Source organism: Aliikangiella marina (genome assembly GCF_007004765.1).
Lineage (GTDB): Bacteria > Pseudomonadota > Gammaproteobacteria > Enterobacterales > Kangiellaceae > Aliikangiella > Aliikangiella marina.
On sequence record NZ_VIKR01000001.1, the window covers coordinates 1,247,464 to 1,269,156 of the forward strand.

A 21,693-nucleotide genomic window follows, 5' to 3' on the forward strand; every position below is an offset into this window, starting at 1 on the left:
GTTTATTACTTATCAATTCCAAGTCCATTACACAAAATCGCCAGCGTTGCGCTTATTTTTTATCCTTCTAAATCGCTTTTAGAGATTGCTATAAGTGTAAAACTGATGTAATGGCGCACTCATCAATACTCCACAATACTAATCCATTTCAGAATAAAAACAAACAGTATTTTTCATAAAAGCGTAACATTGAGCTTAAAAATATATTTTATAAAGTTCAAATTCATTTTTGATGATTAAATCAACTATGCAAAGATAACGCATCTATTTCGCATAATAACCATTGTCCAAATTCAGAGATAAATTTAGTTAATGTTAGCTTATCCGTAACAGGCACGATAGCTGATTCAAGAGCAAACCTCATTTGTGGTTCGTAAGTAGGATAATACTTGCTAAAACTCTTGTAACACGGATACAAATCTCTTGAAAACGAATTCTCACGTTCAGCAACGAGTAAAAATCCAGTTCGTATAATTTTTTTCATTATCCAACTACAAAGATATTCTATATCTTCTTTTTTAGATATCTCTTGCAATGTTGATAAACACTTGGAGACTATTTTTTTAAAATTGAATAAATCATTAGTTAAGTAGCTGCCAGGTTTAAAATTACCAATAGAATTAGCGACATTTTCGCCATGTATGCAAGCAGTTTGTAACTTAATCATAAACTGGAGTGAGTAACGTTTTTGAGGATCAAAGACGCTATCATATGAAAGCACGCCCATTTCCACGCCAGTATGAAAACCAGATTGTTCTGTCATTTCAGATTGAAATTGGCTAAACCAGTCGGTATTTACATGAGTCACTCCAGCCTTAATTATTGCGAAAGTGTCTATATCAGAATTTCTTTCTACTGCCGTTCCTTTTGCAACGGAGCCACGAACATAAATGCTATGAATATCATTAGCAATGTTAGCTAAATAAGCTTCCTTAGTCAGGTTAACTACTTCAAGCCAGGGCGAAGTGATTAAACTTATGTCACAAGGATTAATAAAAAAGCCTTCACTATCAACTTCAAATAATTCACCAATTGGTTTAATAACGGACATACTTATCCTTACAAAAATTATATTATTTTAGCCCTTGCATGATCTCATGCGTGAGAAACAGTTTAAAAATATTGCCGAAAAAACACTTTCAAAAGATCGGAGTTAAGAAAATGCTTTTCAGCCCTGCTTTTAAAGTAGCACTTTCAAATTGTAAAGCGCTCATGAGTATTTATATTTTTATTTGGCTTTTGTTTTGAATTACAAAAGATGTTTTACTCGCTATTAATTGAGCATGATAATTTAACATAAATTAGAGATTTTTCATAAAAAAGTTGAACTAAGTTATAGACAAAACAGTCTGTAGAGCTAACAATAAGGCCACTCTTTTACTGAGGTCAAATTGTGACTACATCGACGGCTCTAATTTTAATAATAATAGCTTTGATTACCTACTTATTTATTAAACCAAATCCAAGAAAGCAAAAGCTAAAAATCTATTTTAAATATGCAGTTAGTTTTTCCTTTTTCATTACTGGATGGATTATTGGAAAATTATCTGTAGCTCTCAAACACATGGGATTTTTACGGAATAAAGCTGAAAACCAAGAAGAAAGTAATTAGTACTTCTATGCAAGTGCAGGCTCTTTCGCTTCAGCCTTTGGCGCATAATCTTCAGATTCATTGACAATACCGTTGTCAAACTTAATTACGCGATCAGCTGAACGTATTGTTTGTGGACGATGCGCAACAAAAATACGTGTCATTTTCATATTTTTTAATGAATTAATAACTTCATTTTCTGTCTCAGTATCGAGAGCTGACGTAGCTTCATCTAAAATTAATACGCTAGGATTTCGATAAAGCGCTCGTGCGATAACGATGCGCTGCTTTTGACCACCAGATAGCGAAGCCCCCATGTCACCTATTAAGGAGTGATAATCCATGGACATTGACATGATGTCTTCGTGAATTCCGGCTTTTTTCGCACACTCTTTCACCAACTCTATATCTGGATCAACGGCAAAAAATGAAATATTTTGGAGTATTGTTCCAGCGAGTAAAGTTTCACTTTGCATCACACAACCTACCGTAGAACGATAATTTTGCAAACCAATCTTTTTTATATTTTGACCATCGACAAACACCTCACCAGAAGTGGGTGTTAATAACCCAAGTATAATCTTTACTAATGTACTCTTTCCGCAACCCGACGTTCCAGCAATCGCAACTGATTCACCATTTTTTATTTTTAGACTCACATTATTCAAGACAAACTTTTCATCGTCAGCATATCTAAAGCATACATTTTTTAGCTCGATATCTCCATCAATAGAGTAATCATTGTCAAGTACTCCCCTATTTTGCTCTTGCTCACTTAATGCGATATCTGCGAGGCGCTCTAAATCTAGCGACATCATTTTATAAGTAATAATACCTTCAATTAATTTGACAGCTTTTTCTCTAAATTGAGTTTTATAGGATAAAAAGGCAAAAATCATCCCCACACTCAATTCTCCAGAAATAACCAATTTAGCCGCAAAATAAACAATTACTATTTGCTCAACGCCAGTAAGTAGCTTCTCAGATAGAATAAATAAGACTTTCAGCCTTTCAGATTGCATACCATGATTACAGGCTTCTACGTTCAAGTTACTATATTGATTAAGTCGCTCGTTCTCTTGATTGTACAATTTTACAGTTTGCATTCCTCGCACAGATTCAATCAAGTTTGTATTTTGTTTTGCTTTAGCAACTATCAATTTTCGCTTGTTATTCTTATATGGTCCGTAATATATTAGGCGAAATAGAAAATATATTACTGTGACTGACACTACTATATTAGCAAGCATCGGGCTGTAGAAATACATGACGGCTAACAACCCAATAATCATAATCCCGTCAACCAGACTCTCGATTATTGTAGTGGTTAAAACCTGCCTTATTGTATTTAAGGATGATATTCGAGACATTACATCGCCAATATGCCTAGTTTCAAAGTAACGCAATGGCAGCTTAAACAAATGCTGAATAACATTCGCATTAAGTTGCAAAGTTAATTGGTTTCCCATAACTGCCACAGTTAAAGTACGAATACCAAAATTAACTATTTCTAGCAGTAATAATAACGAAAATCCGATTGCTAAAATTGTCAATAGGTCTAGATCTCTTGCAACTAGCACGTCATCTATCACAAATTGCATGTAAAAAGGCATCGCTATTGCAATCATTTGCAAAGTAATTGAGAGCAGGAATATTTTTATTAAGGTTGATTTTAGTCCGACTATTTTTGACCAAAAGCTAGACAACTTAACTTCTGGTGGCTTATCGGTCTTTTGAAAGTTAACCGATGGCGTGAGCTCTAAAGCAACACCATTTAAATGTGCAGCAACTTCTTCAAATGAATATTCACAAGCACCTATCGCCGGATCATGGACATGTACAACTTTATTTTTAATTTTGTTTAATACAACGAAGTGGTTCTCACCCCAGCTTAAAATACAAGGTGTTTGTAAGCGGTTTAGTTTTTCAATCGATACTTTTATAACTCTTGAAGAAAAGCCCATATTTTCTGCTAAATTCATTAAACATTTAATGGTAGTACCGCGACTAGATAGAGAATATTCGCTTCGCACCTGGCTTAAATCTACATTATTACCGTGATAATTGGCCAACATTGTCATACAAGCTAATGCAGTTTCTGATTCAGAAGCTTGCAGAACTATAGATAGTTTTTTTCTGTTCGTGAACTTTAGAACATCTAAATCAAATATCATAATTTACCTTTCAAACTAAATATCGGTTCTAAAATCCATTGCCAAATATTTCTGGAATCTAGGGTTACTGAAGCTTCTAAAGTCATGCCTACATGCAATGGTACATCCTTACCTGCAGCTCTTACGGTTTGTGAATCTAAATTAACAATCGCTTTATATACGGGATTACTTACAACAACACCTTGCTGTAATTCTGCTGGATGAGAAATCACGCTTGAAACCTCGGCAATAAATCCTTTCTGCAGCCCATAATGTTGATAAGGAAAGGCACTATATCGCATATAAACAACTTGTTCTGACTTTACAAAACCAATAGCATGCGAAGGTATATGAAGCTCTGCCTGAAATTTAGAATTATCGGGTAGTATTGTTTGAAGTGCTTGTCCGGGTTGTACAATTTGCCCAAGCTTGGTTAAATTTGTAGCGACTATGCCATCTACGGGCGAAACAATTGTGTAATCGCGTCTCGCGAGAACGTCGACAATTCGTTGGTTGAGCGAACTGATTGACTCCTGGAGTTCATTTTCTTGAATCTTTGACTGAATGGGATGTTCTTTTATCTGGCTATTCAAGCGAGCTATCTGATTTTCGATATTCGAAACCTGTAGAGCCATCTCTTCTTGCCTAAGGCTAATCCCCAAATTCTTTTCGTAAGACTGGTTATAGGTTTGCTCAGACACCAAATTCTGTTGTTTAAGCTGATTTAGCCCCGTTAACATTTCTTGTGAGATTCTAGCATTATCAGTTAACAATTGATTTTGTCGGATAAGTGACTTTAACTCGATTTTTTTTCCAGCTAAGTCCTTATTGAGCGATTCGAGTCGTAATTTATTTAATTCTTGAAAATTAACTAGTTTGCTCTGGAGAATTTCTTTCGAGCGTCTAAGTTCTGCTAAAATGCTGGCATCGTGGTCTTGGTTTTGTAAATTTCGTCTTTTAGTCGATATTAAGTAAAGAACATCACCTTTTTTTATTTTATCCCCAGCTTTAAAAAATTGTTTTTCTATCGTTCCGCCGGCTTTAGCTTTGACTCTAGCTATGCCCATACTTGAAATAATTACTCCATTTACCTTAGACTTTTTCGCGTACTCACCATTTAATAAATAAATCAAAGAAACAACAACAATAAGAACAATAAAACTGGTAATCCAAGTATTAATCGGCGTCTGAAACAAGACTACTTCGCCCAATAGCCTTGGAGACTTGGTTCGTTTCATGGTAAATGGTTGCGACATACTTTTTACTTTTAACCTTTTTAGTGGCAACTAAGTGCTAATTGATGAAGATTTAGCTCGATTAGCTTATCGATACTTACCCTAGCTCACACTTTAAACGCATAATTCGTTCGAATAAAAACTTACTATGTCATAAATTTAGTGGAGATTTAGCTTCATTGGCTTTAGTATTTTTAGCGCTTGTTCTGATTGCTCACGATATCCAAAAAATTGTTCTCTAGAATCTATCTAGAACGCTTAAGTCGCGCAGGCTGCAAGCATGTATCGCTACTGAAAAGAATCAAGACAAGTTACTGTAACCTTTTTTAAGCGTATACACAACCCAACGCGATCAAAAATATTTAAGGAGATAATCTATATTAATCAGATGGTTAGCGTGTTCTTTTTGTCAGTTACCAGGTTAAATAATAATGTCAATAAAGTTAACCGATCTTATATCTCTTTTCGAGAACATCAACATGCAAAAACTTCTCACACATGAGATCCTGTTTGACTATGCGGTTTGAGCGGCGCCTACTTTAATGTTATTTTGAGTTAGAAATCGACTATTGAAGATTTTAGATAGATACTTAACGCCGTTATCACAAAGCAATGTCACTATAATATGCTCTGATGTTAGCGAATTCGCTATTTCAACAGCAGCATGCACGTTTAAACCGCTACTTCCGCCAACTAATAATCCATTGGTATTGGCTAATTTATAACACATGTTAATAGCTTCTTGATCGTTAACTTTTACAACGTCATCTATGACATTGAAGTTTAGGCAAGGAGTCGGCTTAGATTTACCTGCGCCCTCTATGATAAACGGTTTCATCGCTCCAACAGCAAAGTCATTATCATTCTCTTTAAAAGATTTGTAGTAATAATCATGCATGTTTGAGCCATCAGGATCTGCGAGAATAACTCTAATTTCAGCGTTTTGTTCTTTTAAGTATCTGCCAGTTCCGGATATGCACCCAAAAGTAGATCCCGTCATTACAAAATGACTAACCTTTCCTTGAGTCTCTTGCCAAATTTCTGGTCCAAGCGTCTTATAATAAGCTTCTGGGTTTGCTGGATTTGAATACTGATTAATATCAAAATAGCCGTGTTTTATAGCCAGCTCACTCGCTTTTGCCATGTAATCTGTATCCGGCATTATCATCAGCTCAGCGCCGTAGGCTTTTATATGGTTTTGTTTTTCTTCGCTGCATTTGGCTGATGTTACTACGATCACTTTAATTCCTAGCATTGACCCGATCATTGCCACACTACATCCTGTATTTCCACTTGAAGCACATACAAGTGTATCGCCGGATTTTAGCTGACCATTATTAATCGCCGTATGAATCATATGTGATGCTATTCGATCTTTAAGACTCATTCCGGGATTTGCGTACTCGCATTTAGCGAGTAACTTAGCTCCGTCAGGCTTCACTAAGTTTGAGATATTAATTAAAGGAGTTTTACCAATCGTTTGGCAATATAAATTAGAGTCAATGGCCATAAAAGCAGGTTCCTCGCTTATGAACAAATTTTACGGGCGAAATACAAACATCCAATTTTAGAAAAGAATTAATATTGTTCTTGTATAAGAAATTTAATCACAACAAGGTGTGGTTTGTATTTAGTCTTAAGCCCGTAAATTAGTTTATTTAATATATAATAGTCGCTACCCGCTTTCAAGAATTACTCCAAATTTCAACTCGTAATTAGAAGATTTCAGACATACTAGGTCATAGCGACTAAAACTTTTCGTTCACCTTTAAATGGTGACCTTCCATGAGCAGTTAACACATTATCAATCAACAGCAAATCACCAACTTGCCACTCAAAATAAACCGTATGTTTTTTAAATATTCGCCTAATCTCATTTAACATATCTAAAGGTATTTCTGATCCATCTCCAAAATAGGCATAGGTAGGATATTTGCTTTTATCACCATTGGTTAGCATCTCAAGTGTAGATGATACTTGGTCAGGTAAATTAGAAACATGAAATTGGTCTGCTTGATTAAACCAAACCGGTTGCTTTGTGACGGGATGATTAATTACTCCAGCGGCTGTTTGCTTTAGCGCGACTCCACCGTTTTCATGCCATTCATAGTGAATTTTTTTATCGACACACGCTTTTTCAAACGCTTTTTGATCTTCGCATTCGAATGTTTCTTTCCAAGACGGCCCTATGCCATGACCACTATGCAAATAGCGAGTATAAAGGACACCCTTACTAGAAAACTCTTCAACAATTGATGGATGCAAATCTGCTAAAACTTTTCTAGAATCCGCAATCAAAGTATGACCCGATGATTGAGGTGCGGTAACACAACAAAAATAAAGTCGATCTGGCCAGCTATTTGAGTAAGAAAGTTCGTTATGCATAGAAATTTCATATTCAGCAGGAAATTCCGTCGATGTATAAACGGACTGTTTTAGCTTGGTCCGTGGTGAGTTACCGTCAATATAGTTTAACTTGTTGAATGGTAATGATTCTATATATTCATTAAACTTTTCGGTTGAATCAATATTAAATCCTTTAAATAATACAGCTCCAAACTCATATAACAGTTTTTCAAATTCTTGTTGGTTATTCTTTTGCCAGTTAAACAACGCTGAAGGCTCTCTAGTTGGCTCAGCTGACAAAACAACTAATCCATCTATCAGTTTTTTAGATAATTTTTTCATTTATTAACTCGTTGCTCGGACCGTAGACATAATTTATAAATTAGATTAAACACTCGATAGCTTTTCGCTCAACAATAAAGTTAATAGCAGCCTCTGCAAGTATTTGGGTTGGGTTGATTACATCGAAGTCTAAGTCGTTATTATTCAATACTAAAGGGATCTCTGTACAACCAAAAATCGAAGGAAGTTTCCAATAATTGATTATTTCTAAAATGGTTTGTTTTGCAGAGGTTATTTTAGAATCGATTTTAATATTATAGATTGCTTCCATTAACTTTACTTTTTGAAGCTCAGTGGGCAGAATTAATTTTAGATTATTATTCAAGGCATATTTTTCATACAGACCAGCCTGGTAAGTCGCCGCTGTGCCTAACAGCAAAACACCATCTTGATAATTTACACTGTTAGTAGCATAGTCGATAGTTTTTTCAACCATGTTAATAACTGGAACCTGAATAGCGTTTTGAATTTCGTTTAAATACATATGCGATCCATTACACGGAATAACAATCACATCAGCTCCTGCAGATTCCAGCGCTATCGCTGTTTGTTGTAGATACGTAATTAATTTCACATTTGAGCGGAATAACGTTTGGCTTCTATCAGGTATTTTAGGGTTGCTAAAAATTAAAGTGGAAATATGATCTTGTTCTTTTTCAATTTTAGTTTGCGACAATATTGATTCATACAAGTCAATCGTTGCCCTTGGTCCCATACCGCCCAAGATACCAATAACTTTATGTTGATTGAGAAACAAAAGCTTAAATCTCCAAATAACTCATTTAAAACTCTAGCTTAAATTTTCTTTAGAAATGAATTTAAGTTCCAACTGTTGTTATAGCCCCAAAAATCACAATAGTGGCTGTCAACGAGATAGTTGTAATTTAAAGCGAACTTTTCTAACATTTCATGTTTCCATTCTGACAAAGTATCCTCAATTACGAGGTAGTCTCCACTGGTTAGGTAACCATCGATCACATGAAGCAACTCGCTAGAATTCTCATGAGAGTCTTCAATCGCCAATATAGGATGCTTTAACTGCTCAAAGAATGTTTTGTTTTTTTCAGCATATTCGATTATTTTATGGTTATCCAAATGATGAAAGAATATATTTTCACTATTAGGTAGGTTTACTCGATCATCGTTAATATCAAATGTGTGAATATCACAGTCGATTGAAAATGATTTGAGTAAATCACTCATCCACAGTGCTGATCCGCCTTCAAAAGTTCCAAACTCTAAAATTGTTTTGGGCTTTATATCCTGTAACATTTGTTGATAGATTGACAGACTCATAGGATCTTTCATTAAAGTAAGTCCTTTCCACTTTAAATAGTTCCACTTCGTATGTTTGACTTTAGCCAAATAGTCAGGCATGAAATCACTATAAAAATTATGTATAGTGCTCAAATATTCTCTGTCAGAAAAGTTTACATATCGATTTTCTAATTCTTCCACAATTATACCTCTGTATGAAATATCTGCTAATCTAAAACTTACAAAAAATAGCGTTTGGTGAACAGGTACAGTTTCTACCAAACATATCAGTGTAGTTAGTATCAACCATTAGCGAGCAGTCAGTAAGGCTTTCAAGCCCTTCTGCGACTTGTTTAACCTCCTTCGGAAATATCATATCCTCAATAATCAAATAATCGCCTACGGCTAGTTGCGGATACAAATGATTTAATACAACAGGAATGTGTTGATGGCTATCATCGACCACTAACCATGGATGAGGCAACTCTTGCAGTTTTGACTGAGGGAGTAATTGCTCAATATCAATCACGTCTCCTGGGATGAATGTAATGGCCTTATTGTCAAACAGTTCTTGATCTACGGCAGCTTCATTTATATCGATTGTATAAACTTCACAATCTAACTGAAATGTCTCGCATGTATCATAAAAAAACAGTGTACTGCCCCCAAGCCCGGTCCCTAACTCAATAATGGTTTTTGGCTGTAGTTCTTGAATTAACTGCTGATATATCCCAATATCATAACAAGTTTTCCCTAAAGCGACGTTCTTCCATTTTAAACCTTTACGATACCCTTGCGAAAGGAAAAAGTTATATAGGGTAAGATCATTATCCATTTCCTCACTCAGACGTTGCTCAAAAGAGATAAATCTATCGCTTAGTACATCGTGCATAACTTCTAAAATTCTGTCTTCGGTAAAACCGAAGGCAGCTTGCATTACCTCAAGTGTTCTTTCCGGCTTTTTGAATAACCGAGAAAAACAGTGCGTCCTACCATCTATCCCTGAATAATGAAAATACTTTTTACATTCTAATGCTAAATGAGCGATTTCGTTCAAATCGATTTCTTGGTTCATTTTTATTATCCCGCAACATTAGCACCGCAAAACTATGCGGTTTGTTTAAACATTAACAAGTCACTAAACAAAACCTTTCGTTAATTGGTTAATAAACTTGCATTCATAACTCCTGCCATTCCTACTAACACTCTCCTACTGCCACTATAAGGTTGCCTTCCATGTGAGAACAACATATTATCAAGCAGCATTAAGTCTCCTTCATGCCAATCAAACGTTATCATATTCTGCTCATAAGCCTTTCTAATAATATTTAACATATCAGCATCAATCTCATCACCATTACCGAAGTAAACATTTCTTGGCAAGTTATCTTTTTCAAATGTGTCTAATAAGCTTTTTTCGTTATCTTCACCTAAACTAGAGACGTGAAATAAGTGGGCCTGATTAAACCATACTTTCTCCATCGTTTTGGGGTGGTTATAAGCAGCCCCAGCTAATTGACTAGTACGTAAATCATTGTCACCTCGCCATTCAAAATTTATGGCATTATTACTACAAAATTCTTCTACTTCTTTTCGGTCATTCGTTTGAAAGACTTCTTGCCAAGGTAAATCGATATCTCCATAGTTCCTAACATATAACAATTTTTTACGCTCAAACTCTTCCCGAATCTCGGCAGGTATAGCTTGATAAACCTTTCTGCTGTCAGCAATGGGTGTAGCGCCACCTACTTCTGCAGGTTTAACACAATAAAAAGCAATTTGCATCGCCCATTCATTTGAATAGGCATTTTCATTATGTAAACCGATCGTTTCTTCCGGGTGATATTCAGAAGAAGTATAGATTCTACCTCGCATTTTAGTTCGCGGCGTTGAGCGATAATTATATTCTAGAAGCTTATCATCAAATAAAGTCGTCAATACTCGCTCTAGCTTTTTGCTACCTTGAATAGGTAGCTTCCTAATAACGACAGCGCCATAGCTGTTTAATAATGTTTTTATTGACTCAGTATTGCTTTGCAGCCATGTATTTAGTTCACCCGCAGCAACATCAACCGGAAGTAAAATACTTTCACCTCCTAGTTTTTCTAATTTTTTCACAGTATTATCTATTGTGTTTTGCATCATATTACTCACCAATTTAAAATGTTGTAGTTCTTTATAATTACAATGCTTGATCAATACGCTTAATTGACAAAAAATCTAGCGATTCATTTTTCAAACACATTCATTGATCTGTATGGCAATCCGCTCAGCTGATTCTTTTTCTAAAATACTAAAATGATCTCCATCCACTTCATTGTAATAGATTTGCCCACTCGTATAGTTTCCCCAATGCTCTCTTAGTTCAAAGTTTGTTTTTCCTGCTTTAAATACTACCGTCGAGGCATTAATTTTTTTGCTTGGTTGAAAACAAATATTCCTTTGACAATTAATAAGCTTTGCAATATTACCTTTTAATCCGGATTGGACTGGTAATAAACGTTCGTTATCATTATCCCGCTTATCTAATGAAGCACTTCCATCAATAACCACCAGGGTGATCTTTCTAGTTGAGTCAGACTCTAATTGACGAGCCATTTGATAAGCAACCGCAGCCCCCATTGAGTGACCAATAAGTAATAGTTCAGCATTACTTGGAAGATTGCTTAACTTACTTATATTATAGCTTGCAATCTCCTCAATACTCGTATGCGGCTCTTCATCATCATAGAGCCCTAACGCATCAAGTCCTACAGGAACGATTTTAGAATCAAGATGCTTGACAATGTCATGGAATATATGACTGCTGCCGCCTAAACCCGGAACAAGCACTGCAAGCTTATTGCTAGCTTTTAATTCAAGTGACGGCTTAACTTGATTATCACACTCAAGCATTTTCTGTTCTATCAGCACCGCTTGGCTTTCTATAGTTTGCCTTTGAAACAACTCATTAATTGAAACAACTAAAGAAAATACTTCTTTGATAGTCGAAGAAAGCTTCACCGTAAGTAAGGAATGACCACCTAACTCAAAGAAATTGTCTGTGGTACCTATTTGACTTTTATTAAACAACCTCCTCCAGATTTCTGAAAGAGTCGCTTCTGTCAAGGAGCGGGAAAACTGACGTTCACTCTTATCATCGCTAACACAAGAAATTTCTGGTAAATTTTTGTAATCAATCTTGCCATGAATTGTCATCGGCAACTCACTCAATATTACGTAGTTAGTAGGTATCATATAACTTGGCATTCGAGACTCTAATGCTCTTTTTATTTGACTTAGGGCTTGGTATGATTTGCCACTACTAGTTTTGAGTACAATATAAGCTGTTAAGGATTTTTGTTTTTGAGTATTATCTTGACATAATACCGCACAGCAAGCGACTTCCTCGCATTTCGAAATTTGTGATTCGACCTCAGAGATTTCTATTCTGAAGCCTCGAATTTTAACTTGGTTGTCAAGCCGCCCAAGATATTCTAAATTACCATCATCAAGATACCTGACAAGATCCCCTGTACAGTATAGTCTTTCGCCTTTTCTAAAAGGGGAATTTATAAACTTTTCTGCTGTCAGTCGTGGTTGATTTAAGTACCCCCTAGCGATTGATTCTCCGCCAATGTATAAAACCCCCACACTTCCGAATGGTACTAATCTGAAATTATTATCTAGAATATATAAGCGTTTGCCTGCAAAGGCTTTACCAATTGATATTTTTTTATCGCTCGCTATCTTCGCTAAAGTTGAGGTTATAGTGGCTTCTGTTGGCCCATATGCATTGTATAGAATTGTCTTTCCGTTATTCACTTTCAACCATTGAGTAACAATGGAACTCTGCAGCTGCTCTCCACCGACTACTAATTCTTCGATAGTTGTATTTTGCCAAAAGCCTTGTGCTTCATTATTATTTGTTAACTCTGCCAGATATCCAGGTGACAAATCGGTAAGGGTTATATTTCTAGTATTACAGTAATGATAAAATTTACTTGCACTCCATAAATCGGAATCTCTCATATGCAAGCAACTGCCACTAATCAATGAAGCAAATGTCTGCTCAAAAAAAGTATCGAAACCAAATGATGAAAACTGTAATACTTGCGACTTATCATTAAGTTCAAACTCTTGCCTGACAAAGCCGATATGACTTTCAATTGCACGATTCTCAATCATGACACCTTTAGGTTTGCCAGTTGATCCAGAGGTGTAAATCACATAAGCCAAGTCACTTTGGTTCTTTTTCTGATAGCTGCTTTCTAAAAATCGACCATCAAAATAATTTAGGATACTTTTGTTAGATAAGTCATCGACGAGTATCTTTTTCAACCCCTCAAAACGTTTAATTTTATTCGATAATTCACTTTGAGTGATCATTAAAGAGCAGCGCGAATCCTGTAAAATATCATGTAGCCTTTGTTCAGGATAACTATCGTCAATAGGTAGAAATGCATGGCCACTTTTCATAACAGCTAAGGTAGAGACTATTGTTTCAAGTGAGCGTTTAAGCTGAATAGCGACGACTTCATTGTTTTTGGTGGTTAATTTCTGAATAAGAGCAGCTCGATGAGAAGACAGCCTCTCTAGTGCCGAATAAGACAAATGCTGTGGTATTTTATGGTCCTCTATAACTATTGCAATACGATCAGCTACTTGTGTACTTTTTTGCCTAATCTGCTCAATGAGATCGACTTGTGTCGATGAGCTCTTTATACTTTTCCCAAAATCTTCGGTTAAATTTTCGACTTCTGCTTTTGAAAGCATTGGTATCTGACTCAGCTTGGCGCTGGGTGAATCTACAACACCTTGCAAGACTTGAATCAAATGTTTAGTGATAGTTTTAATTCGAGAACTAGTAAAGATCGCCTTATCAAACTCAGTAGCTATTAGTCCACCAGAACGATTTAAACTAACATCGATAGAAATATCAAATTTCGATACTACGTTTTCTACTACTTCAGGTTGTCTATTACGATAAGAAATCGTGGAAGATGACAAATTAGTTTCGATTGCATTCATTGTTAGCATAATTTGAAACAATGGAGAATGCTTAGCACTGCGCGGCAACTTAGCTAAATCTACTAACTTTTCGAAAGGTACATCTTGATTTTCTTGGGCTTCGAGATTAATCCTTTTTACGTGCTTTATTAAATCAAAAAACGTGTCAAAAGCAGTACTTGTTCTAAGCACTAGCGTATTAACAAAAAAGCCAATCAAAGGTTCCAGTTCGACTTGAAGTCGATTCGCCATTACCGTTCCAATTAAAATATCTTGACTATTGCTATGCCTCGATAAAACAATCGTTAACGCTGAATGAATCAGCATAAATGGAGTGACTTCTAAATTTTGAGCTAAATCGATAATCTGATGTGATAAAGTCTTTGGTATGCTTATATTGACGATAGAGCCATTATGCTGTTTTACCGAAGGTCTCTCAAAATCCAATGGTATTGAATGAACCGAGGGCGTATTTTTGAGGTGTTCTTTCCAATAATTGTATTGTTCATCTAATAAGTTATCTTGCAACCATTCCTTTTGCCAAACAGAATAGTCCGCGTACTGGATCGCTAATGCTTGTTGCTTTATGGGTTTGCCGCGAACAATCGACTGATAGTTTTCCTTGAACTCCTTCAAAAAGATATCTAATGACCAACCATCAGCAGCTATGTGATGCATAGTTATTAATAATAGCCCTTGATAGTTATCATTATCTTTACCGAGATTTAAGTAGCTTGCGCGTATCATTAAATCTTTATCTAGTCGAAAAGGAATTATCTGTTCGTCTTTAGTGCTTTTCCTTAGTTCTCTCAATCGATTTTGCTTGCTTAACTTGCTTAGATTTTTGTTAGAAATCTTAAATTTAAAATTCCGCTTTACCTGCTGTAAAGGCCCTCGACTTGCTTCTTTATAAGTGGTTCTTAATATTTGGTGTTTTTGAATAATTGCAATAATCGCTTTTTCTGCACTCTTCACACAAAATTTATCTTTGACTGGTAAACTAAACGGCATGTTATATTCATAACTACCCCCCTCCATTCTATCGATAAACCACATTCTTTCTTGTGCAAATGACAATGGATAACTAGAACCCTGAGAAGTCACAGAATGAATTTGTTGTCTAATACCTGAGTCATCACATTGCTCAAGCAAATTTGCTATACCCTCTATTGTCGGGAAGTCAAAAATTGCATTTATTTTTATTTCTCGATTAAATTTTTGACGCAGCTCCGATGTTAATCTTACAACTAGTAGAGAATGCCCGCCCAATTCAAAAAAGTTACTATTAATACCAATATTATTACTATCCAAGCTTAATAAGCTTGCCCATATTTCGATCAAATCTTTCTGAATTTTTGTTTTTGGCGCTTTAATTACCTGTTCCGTAAAAGAAAGCTCAGGTATTGGCAAAGCTTTTTTATCGATTTTACCATTTGGTGTTAAAGGAAATTTATCTATTATCATAAATGAAGATGGCATCATGTATTCGGGTAAATTCTCAGCTACTAACTGATGACATCCACTGATTATTTCTTGTTCTAATTTTTCTGCTCGCCCAGATTCATTAGCAATGATATATGCAATAATTGAATCTCCTTGACTCGCGATCTTAACAGCTCTTACAATAACATCCTTCACCATATAGCATTGTCTTAATTGATGCTCAATCTCTTCAAGCTCAATTCTAAATCCGCGTACTTTAACTTGTTGATCAAGCCTTCCTAAATATTCAAGATCATTGAGTGAATTAGCTCCTGGTAAATATCTTACTAAATCACCAGTTTTATAGAGTCGCCCTCCTGGATGGTCACTAAAGTTAGCCGGGATAAACTTTTCTGCAGTAATACTCGGTCTATTATGATAACCTCTAGCAAGACCATGTCCACCGATATAGAGCTCTCCAGGCGTACCAAGCGGCGCTAAACTACCCAATTGATCTAATACAAATAATTGAGTGTTAGCTAACGGGCGACCAATATTGTCAGAGCCATTTAATTGTCTTAACGTAAAGGTCGAGTATGTTGTCGTTTCAGAGGGCCCATATAAATCATACACCTTAGAAATCGAGGTTTCTTGATACAATCGATCGACTAACTGTGTCTGCAGCGGTTCGCCAGCTAAATTAATTACCTCGATATTTGGTGGTATTTGTTGGCTATCGAGGAGTGCTGCCGCAGCTGACGGTACCGTATTGATTAGTGTTGTTTGATATTTTGTATTGTGCTCAGAAAAGCTTAGAATAGAATCTGTGAGTATACATTGATCACCTGAGGTCAGGGGTAGAAAAATTTCAAACGCCGATAAGTCAAAGCAAATTGATGTGCTGGCTAACAAGCTCTTACGTTCTGAGTGATTAAAATTCGAGCGTCCCCAACTGAGCAATGACATTAAACTATTATGCTTGACTGAGACGCCTTTAGGTTTACCAGTACTGCCAGACGTATAGACTAAATAGAAAATGTTTTGTGAATTAAAATGGTTAAAAGACCTATTCTGGAAGTCCTTTGATACCATTGAATTGACAAATGGTATTGCTTTAATATCGACTAAAGCAGTATTTTTATACTGGTGACTATTGTTGATTTCACTCAGCTTTAAGTCTTTACTAACGGCCAAATCAGTGACAATCATCTGTAAATTGCTATCTACAATAATGTCATGCAGCCTATTGATTGGGTACTTTGGATCTAGGGGAACGTAGGCATTGCCCGTCTTCAAAATAGCTAGCATGCTAATAACCATTTCAACAGAACGATCTAAACAAATGCCAACGAAACCATTCACCACGAATTTTGGATGATTCAACAAGGTAGTCGCTAGAGCATTTGCGCGTTTATTCAGTTCGAAATAGCTTAATTGTTGATCTTTATAAACAAGTGCAATTTTATCAGGATTATCATCTACTCTCAGTTCAAATAGTTGTTGAACTAATAGCTCTTCATTGTATAAATGCTTAGTATTATTGAGGTCTTGAGTTAACAGTTTGACCTCTCCGTCAGATAACATCGCCAAAGAATTTAATGAAGCTAAGGGCTTGCGAATAATTTCAAGCAATAATTGTTTAAAATGATTATGAAGAGTCTCGATAAACTGTCGATCAAAATATTCTTTATTGTACTCCCAGCTAAGCTCCCCTCCGTTTCGACTAAAATCAACATTAACAGACAACTCATATTTTGCATAGGTGTCAGGCTTAAAACTTATCTTGCTATTTTGTTCTACGGTAGAGGTTCGCTTGAAACTCGCAGTTGTATTCATACTCAACATTACCTGGAACAATGGCGAGTATTTTGAGCTTCGATTTACATTGCACCGATCGACTAAATATTCAAAAGGCACATCTTGATTGACTTGGCCCTCTAAATTAATCGTTTTAATATGATTTAAGAAATCTTGAACTTTATCATGTCGTGTACTACTCCTTAAGACCAACATATTGACAAAATAACCTATTAGCGGCTGAGTTTCAGCTTGAGTTCTATTTGCTGTTGGTGTTCCGATGACAATATCAGAAGTGTTACTGTGCCTAGCCAAGGTTAACGCCAGTGCCGCGTGAGCTAGCATAAATGTAGTTAATCCATGTTCCTGACTAAAATTGATTACCGTCTCACAAAAAGTTGAAGAAAGAGATTGACTTATTAGCTCTCCACTTACTTCCTGCATGGCTCTACGAATTTTTTTCATCGGTAAACTATGCACTTCAGGAGCCCCGTCAAGCTGTCTTTCCCAGTATTTTAATTGTTCGTTTAGGACATCTCCTGTTAACCATTGTTTTTGCCATACAGCATAGTCTATATATTGAATGTTAAGTGGGCTTAAAGGACTCTCTGTTCCATTCACAATAGATTGGTAAAGCGTATTAAATTCTTCTTCAAGTATATTTAGTGACCAACCATCTGCAGCAATATGATGTAGTATGAAAACAAGCATTCCTCTCCTTGCGCAGTTGGATTCTAGTAAATTAATATAGATTGCTCTTATTGGGATCTCTTTATCGAGTTTAAAAGGCCGATTACCTTCATTGGTCAATATGTGCGCTAAAGACTTTGTTTTTGCGTGACTATTTAATTGAGCTAGGTTTATCTTGTTTAATTGGAATGAAAAGTCTTCTTGGACTTTTTGAAGAGGCCCATTTTTGTCTTCAATAAAAATAGTACGGAGTGTCTCATGTTTTTGTATTATGCGAATTATTGCTTTTTCAGCATATTCAGAATCAAAATCTCCATCGATATATTTGCTATAAGGTATGTTGTATTCAGGACTTTCACCTTGCAGCTTATTAATAAACCATAATCGTTCTTGCGCAAACGATAGTGGCATCCCGTTTTTCTTTCTTGCGACCTTGGTAACTTTAGTCCTCAACTTATCCGCCGATTTATCATCAATATGTTTTGCTAAATCGTTGAGTTTAGGATGATTAAAGATACTCGAAACAAGAATTTCCTTTTTAAGTTCTTCTCTAATCGCTGCAACCAACTGAACTGCGAGTAAGGAGTGTCCTCCTAGAATAAAAAAGTCGTCATAAACACCAATCGTTTTTTGTTTCCGGTTTAATAAACTACTCCAGATACCACATAAAGCTTTTTCAGTCGATGAATTAGGCGCTACATAATTATCATTGACTAGCACCTCCTTAGGTTTCGGTAGTGCTTGAAGATCTATTTTTCCATTAAGATTGACTGGAAAGTCATCGATTGCAACTAGATTTTGAGGAACCATGTAGTCTGGCAGAACGTTCCTAAGCCGTTCTTTGATCTTCTTAATGCTTTCATTTTTATTGCCTTTGTATTTGTCTGCTAAAACGACATACCCGATTAATAATCTCTCGTTTTGTTGACTGACCGACACTATAACGATCGCTGACGAAACATCTTCACAATTAGCTAATTGAGCTTCAATTTCTCCTAGCTCAATCCTAAAACCACGAATTTTAACTTGTTTATCAACTCGCCCCACAAAATCGATATTCCCATCTTCCAAGTACCTAACTAAATCACCAGTTTTGTATAGCGCTTCGTTGTAAGCGGGTTTGAATGTATTGTGATTAAAATGCAAATCCGATAACTGAGGTCTACCTAGATAGCCTTTTGCGACTCTCAGCCCACCAAGGTAAAGTTCGCCAATACTACCCAAAGGAGCAAGTGTTTTATCTTTGGCTAAAATATAAGCTGTTCCTGTTATTAGTGGTTTACCGATTGGAACACTTTTTTTATCGTCGAGATACGATTTAGAAAGTTTTAATGACGTGCTAAACGTTGTAGCCTCAGTTGGACCATAGACATGAATAAGCTGAACAGTATTTCTAGTATCTAAAAAATGATTCACGGCTGTATAATTTGATTGTTCCCCTCCAAACAATAAGTACTTAAGTTTTTTTAGTGGCGCATCAGGAGAATAGGATAAATGATTAAACATCGCAGTAGTTATGAACAATGTTGTAACATTTTGCTTAGTTAATTGAATATTAAGCGTCTTTGGCTCTAATAAGACATTTTTGGGTACAATATAGCTTTTAGCGCCATGACATAAGCATGACCAAATTTCGAATGTGGCAGCGTCGAAAGATAGATTTGCTGCCTGACCGACAACATGCTCGGAAGTTATCTTCAAATAGTTTGATTCATTGACCAAACCTGAGACATTACCATGACTTACCATTACACCTTTTGGTTTACCTGTACTCCCAGAAGTATATATGACGTAACAGAGCGTATCACAGTTTAACCCTTTAACTTCAGATAAATTGTTGTAGGAAAAGTCCGCTAATTGGCCGAGTATCGATTCAACATCTAGTTTAAGAACACTATCGCCAGCATCATCAAATCGATTATCAGTAGCTAACAATACTTTAGGTGAGGCGTCAGCAACTATTTGACTAATACGCGCAGGAGGCAATGAAGAGTCTATTGGTATATAGGCAGCTCCAACTTTTAATATCGCGAGCATAGAAATATATAGCTTGACGCCAGAGTCCATACAAACAGCGACCTTATCACCAACTTGCAATGCATTGTTTTGCTGCAAATATCTCGCTAATTGATTGGCCTGGCTATTTATCTGACCATAACTAAAATGACATGGCATACCTTTTTCATTTTCAAATGTTAATGCAACTGACTCCCCCGCCTTTCTGCAACTATGCTCAACCTGTTGATGAACGAGCTGAAAAGGTAACGTCTTCTGATATTTTTGATTTAATCCTAAGCTAAGATGTCTTAGTTCAGAATTAGTTAGCATATTTAGGTCATTTAAGTTTGGAGATTTACTCTCCGTAATGCTATTCAAAAGACAGATAAAGTGCTGGTGAAGTACTTTTATACGCGAATTTTTAAATAGCGAGGTATCATACTCCCAAGCAATAAATCCTCCTCTTTCGGTTACTTCCACGTCTAGAGTTAAATCAAACTTGGTTGTTATGCCTTCTCTTATATTTAATTCGCTCGAATTATCAGAAAATTTGCCGAAATCGACTTTATTGTTGGTATTCATACTCAGCATAATCTGTACCAAAGGTGAATAACTGGCACTTCTTGACAAAGACAGACTCTCTACAATACATTCGAAAGGTGCATCTTGATTAGCTTGCGCTTCAAGGTTTACTGTTTTAACGTGAGCCAAGAGCTCATTAAATTTTTCGAAATCGGTATTTACTCTTAGCGGTAGTGTATTGATAAAAAAGCCAACTAATGGTTCTAGATCGGCCTGCAGTCGATTTGCTGTAACGGTACCGATAACTTGGTCATTATTTCCGCTATGCCGAGACAACAATATGCAAAAAGCACTATGAATTAGCATGAATGGTGTGACTTCATGGTGCCTTGCTATTTGTATGATTTTTTTGCATAAATCAGATGAAATATTTCCGCTAAGGACCGCCCCCTGGTTTTGTCTAATTTCTGGCCTTTCAAAGTCCAGTGGTAATTGATGTATAGGCGGAATATCATCGAGTTGTTTTTGCCAATATTTTAGTTGTTTTTTTAGAAGTCCGCTCTTTAGGTTTTTTCTTTGCCAAAATGCATAATCTGAATATTGAATATCAAGCGGTTTTAGGGGAGTTTCAACACCTCTTTTGAGAGCACTGTATATTTGATTGAATTCTCTGGCAAGAATATCCATTGACCAACCGTCCGCTGCTATGTGATGTATAACCAGCACCACGATACCGGGTGACTTGTGAGGTTGATCTGTTAAATGAAAATAAGTCCCTCGAATCATTAAGTCACGCGAAAGATCGAACGTTTTATCTTGTACTTCCTTAATTAATTGACTCGTCTTTTTTTCTTTCTCAATATTGTCTGGACCACGAAGGTCGACATAATTCAATTTAAAATTCGCTTTCTCTTGTATATGTGGATAAGGGCCATCATTTCCTTTTTTAATTACAGTGCGCAATACCTCATGCCTTTGTACAATTATATTAAATGCTTTTTCGGCTAGTTTGATGTCAAATCCAGCCTTAATTGGCATGGTTATTGGAATGTTATATTGCGAACTGCTAGATTCTAATTGGTCAATAAACCAGAGTCTTTCTTGTGCATGCGACAAAACCAGTTTGTTAGTATTTCTGTTGACCGGCTGTATCCGCTCCATGTTTTTAATACTTGCAACAGAAACATGGTTAGAATTAATCAAATAATCAATTAGTGCGTCTTTATTCGAGCGAATAACATCCACTAAATCAGGACTTATACTATTTTTAACCGCACGGGTTTTTAGCTTACCATCTTCAACATAAAGATAGATATTGGATTCAGCAAGCTTATTGATTATTTCAAGCATA

At 36.0% G+C, this 21,693-nt stretch carries 10 protein-coding genes; all 10 read right to left on the reverse strand.

Annotated elements, in window-relative coordinates:
• Window positions 1-241 precede the first annotated feature (241 nt).
• The 10 genes from FLL45_RS05300 to FLL45_RS05345 all read right to left on the reverse strand — a co-directional run bounded on the left by FLL45_RS05300 (window position 242) and on the right by FLL45_RS05345 (window position 21,692).
• Window positions 242-1,051, reverse strand: coding sequence for a nucleotidyltransferase family protein (locus tag FLL45_RS05300; protein WP_142940934.1), 810 nt, complete (start codon window positions 1,049-1,051; stop codon window positions 242-244).
• 566 nt (window positions 1,052-1,617) lie between these two features.
• A complete protein-coding gene (locus FLL45_RS05305) occupies window positions 1,618-3,765 on the reverse strand; it encodes a peptidase domain-containing ABC transporter (protein ID WP_142940935.1) in 2,148 nt (715 codons plus the stop codon).
• Window positions 3,762-5,000 (reverse strand): beta-barrel domain-containing protein, encoded by a 1,239-nt coding sequence (locus FLL45_RS05310; protein ID WP_142940936.1) that lies wholly within the window; start codon window positions 4,998-5,000, stop codon window positions 3,762-3,764. Before FLL45_RS05310 ends, FLL45_RS05305 begins: the two co-directional genes overlap by 4 nt.
• Window positions 5,001-5,493: 493 nt before the next feature.
• Window positions 5,494-6,489, reverse strand: coding sequence for a PLP-dependent cysteine synthase family protein (locus FLL45_RS05315; protein WP_142940937.1), 996 nt, complete (start codon window positions 6,487-6,489; stop codon window positions 5,494-5,496).
• Window positions 6,490-6,713: 224 nt separating this feature from the next.
• Window positions 6,714-7,667: a TauD/TfdA family dioxygenase gene (locus FLL45_RS05320; RefSeq protein WP_142940938.1), complete on the reverse strand. Its 954-nt coding sequence runs from the start codon at window positions 7,665-7,667 to the stop codon at window positions 6,714-6,716.
• 40 nt (window positions 7,668-7,707) lie between these two features.
• Window positions 7,708-8,424 (reverse strand): aspartate/glutamate racemase family protein, encoded by a 717-nt coding sequence (locus FLL45_RS05325; protein WP_142940939.1) that lies wholly within the window; start codon window positions 8,422-8,424, stop codon window positions 7,708-7,710.
• A 38-nt stretch (window positions 8,425-8,462) separates the two neighbouring features.
• Complete coding sequence (locus tag FLL45_RS05330) at window positions 8,463-9,044, reverse strand: CmcI family methyltransferase (RefSeq protein ID WP_281282191.1); 582 nt, start codon at window positions 9,042-9,044, stop codon at window positions 8,463-8,465.
• 112 nt (window positions 9,045-9,156) lie between these two features.
• Complete coding sequence (locus FLL45_RS05335; RefSeq protein ID WP_142940941.1) at window positions 9,157-9,999, reverse strand: CmcI family methyltransferase; 843 nt, start codon at window positions 9,997-9,999, stop codon at window positions 9,157-9,159.
• A gap of 80 nt (window positions 10,000-10,079) precedes the next feature.
• Complete coding sequence (locus tag FLL45_RS05340; protein WP_210247115.1) at window positions 10,080-11,069, reverse strand: TauD/TfdA family dioxygenase; 990 nt, start codon at window positions 11,067-11,069, stop codon at window positions 10,080-10,082.
• Between the two features lie 90 nt (window positions 11,070-11,159).
• Entirely contained in the window at window positions 11,160-21,692 is a 10,533-nt protein-coding gene (locus FLL45_RS05345) for a non-ribosomal peptide synthetase (RefSeq protein WP_142940942.1), read from the reverse strand.
• Between the last annotated feature and the right edge of the window lies 1 nt (window position 21,693).

What these genes read in the sequence shown, in the direction of transcription:
- FLL45_RS05300 (WP_142940934.1), bottom strand. Translation starts at nt 1,051, where the DNA reads ATGTCCGTTATTAAACCAATTGGTGAATTATTTGAAGTTGATAGTGAA.
- FLL45_RS05305 (WP_142940935.1), bottom strand. Translation starts at nt 3,765, where the DNA reads ATGATATTTGATTTAGATGTTCTAAAGTTCACGAACAGAAAAAAACTA.
- FLL45_RS05310 (WP_142940936.1), bottom strand. Translation starts at nt 5,000, where the DNA reads ATGTCGCAACCATTTACCATGAAACGAACCAAGTCTCCAAGGCTATTG.
- FLL45_RS05315 (WP_142940937.1), bottom strand. Translation starts at nt 6,489, where the DNA reads ATGGCCATTGACTCTAATTTATATTGCCAAACGATTGGTAAAACTCCT.
- FLL45_RS05320 (WP_142940938.1), bottom strand. Translation starts at nt 7,667, where the DNA reads ATGAAAAAATTATCTAAAAAACTGATAGATGGATTAGTTGTTTTGTCA.
- FLL45_RS05330 (WP_281282191.1), bottom strand. Translation starts at nt 9,044, where the DNA reads ATGCCTGACTATTTGGCTAAAGTCAAACATACGAAGTGGAACTATTTA.
- FLL45_RS05335 (WP_142940941.1), bottom strand. Translation starts at nt 9,999, where the DNA reads ATGAACCAAGAAATCGATTTGAACGAAATCGCTCATTTAGCATTAGAA.
- FLL45_RS05340 (WP_210247115.1), bottom strand. Translation starts at nt 11,069, where the DNA reads ATGATGCAAAACACAATAGATAATACTGTGAAAAAATTAGAAAAACTA.
- FLL45_RS05345 (WP_142940942.1), bottom strand. Translation starts at nt 21,692, where the DNA reads ATGCTTGAAATAATCAATAAGCTTGCTGAATCCAATATCTATCTTTAT.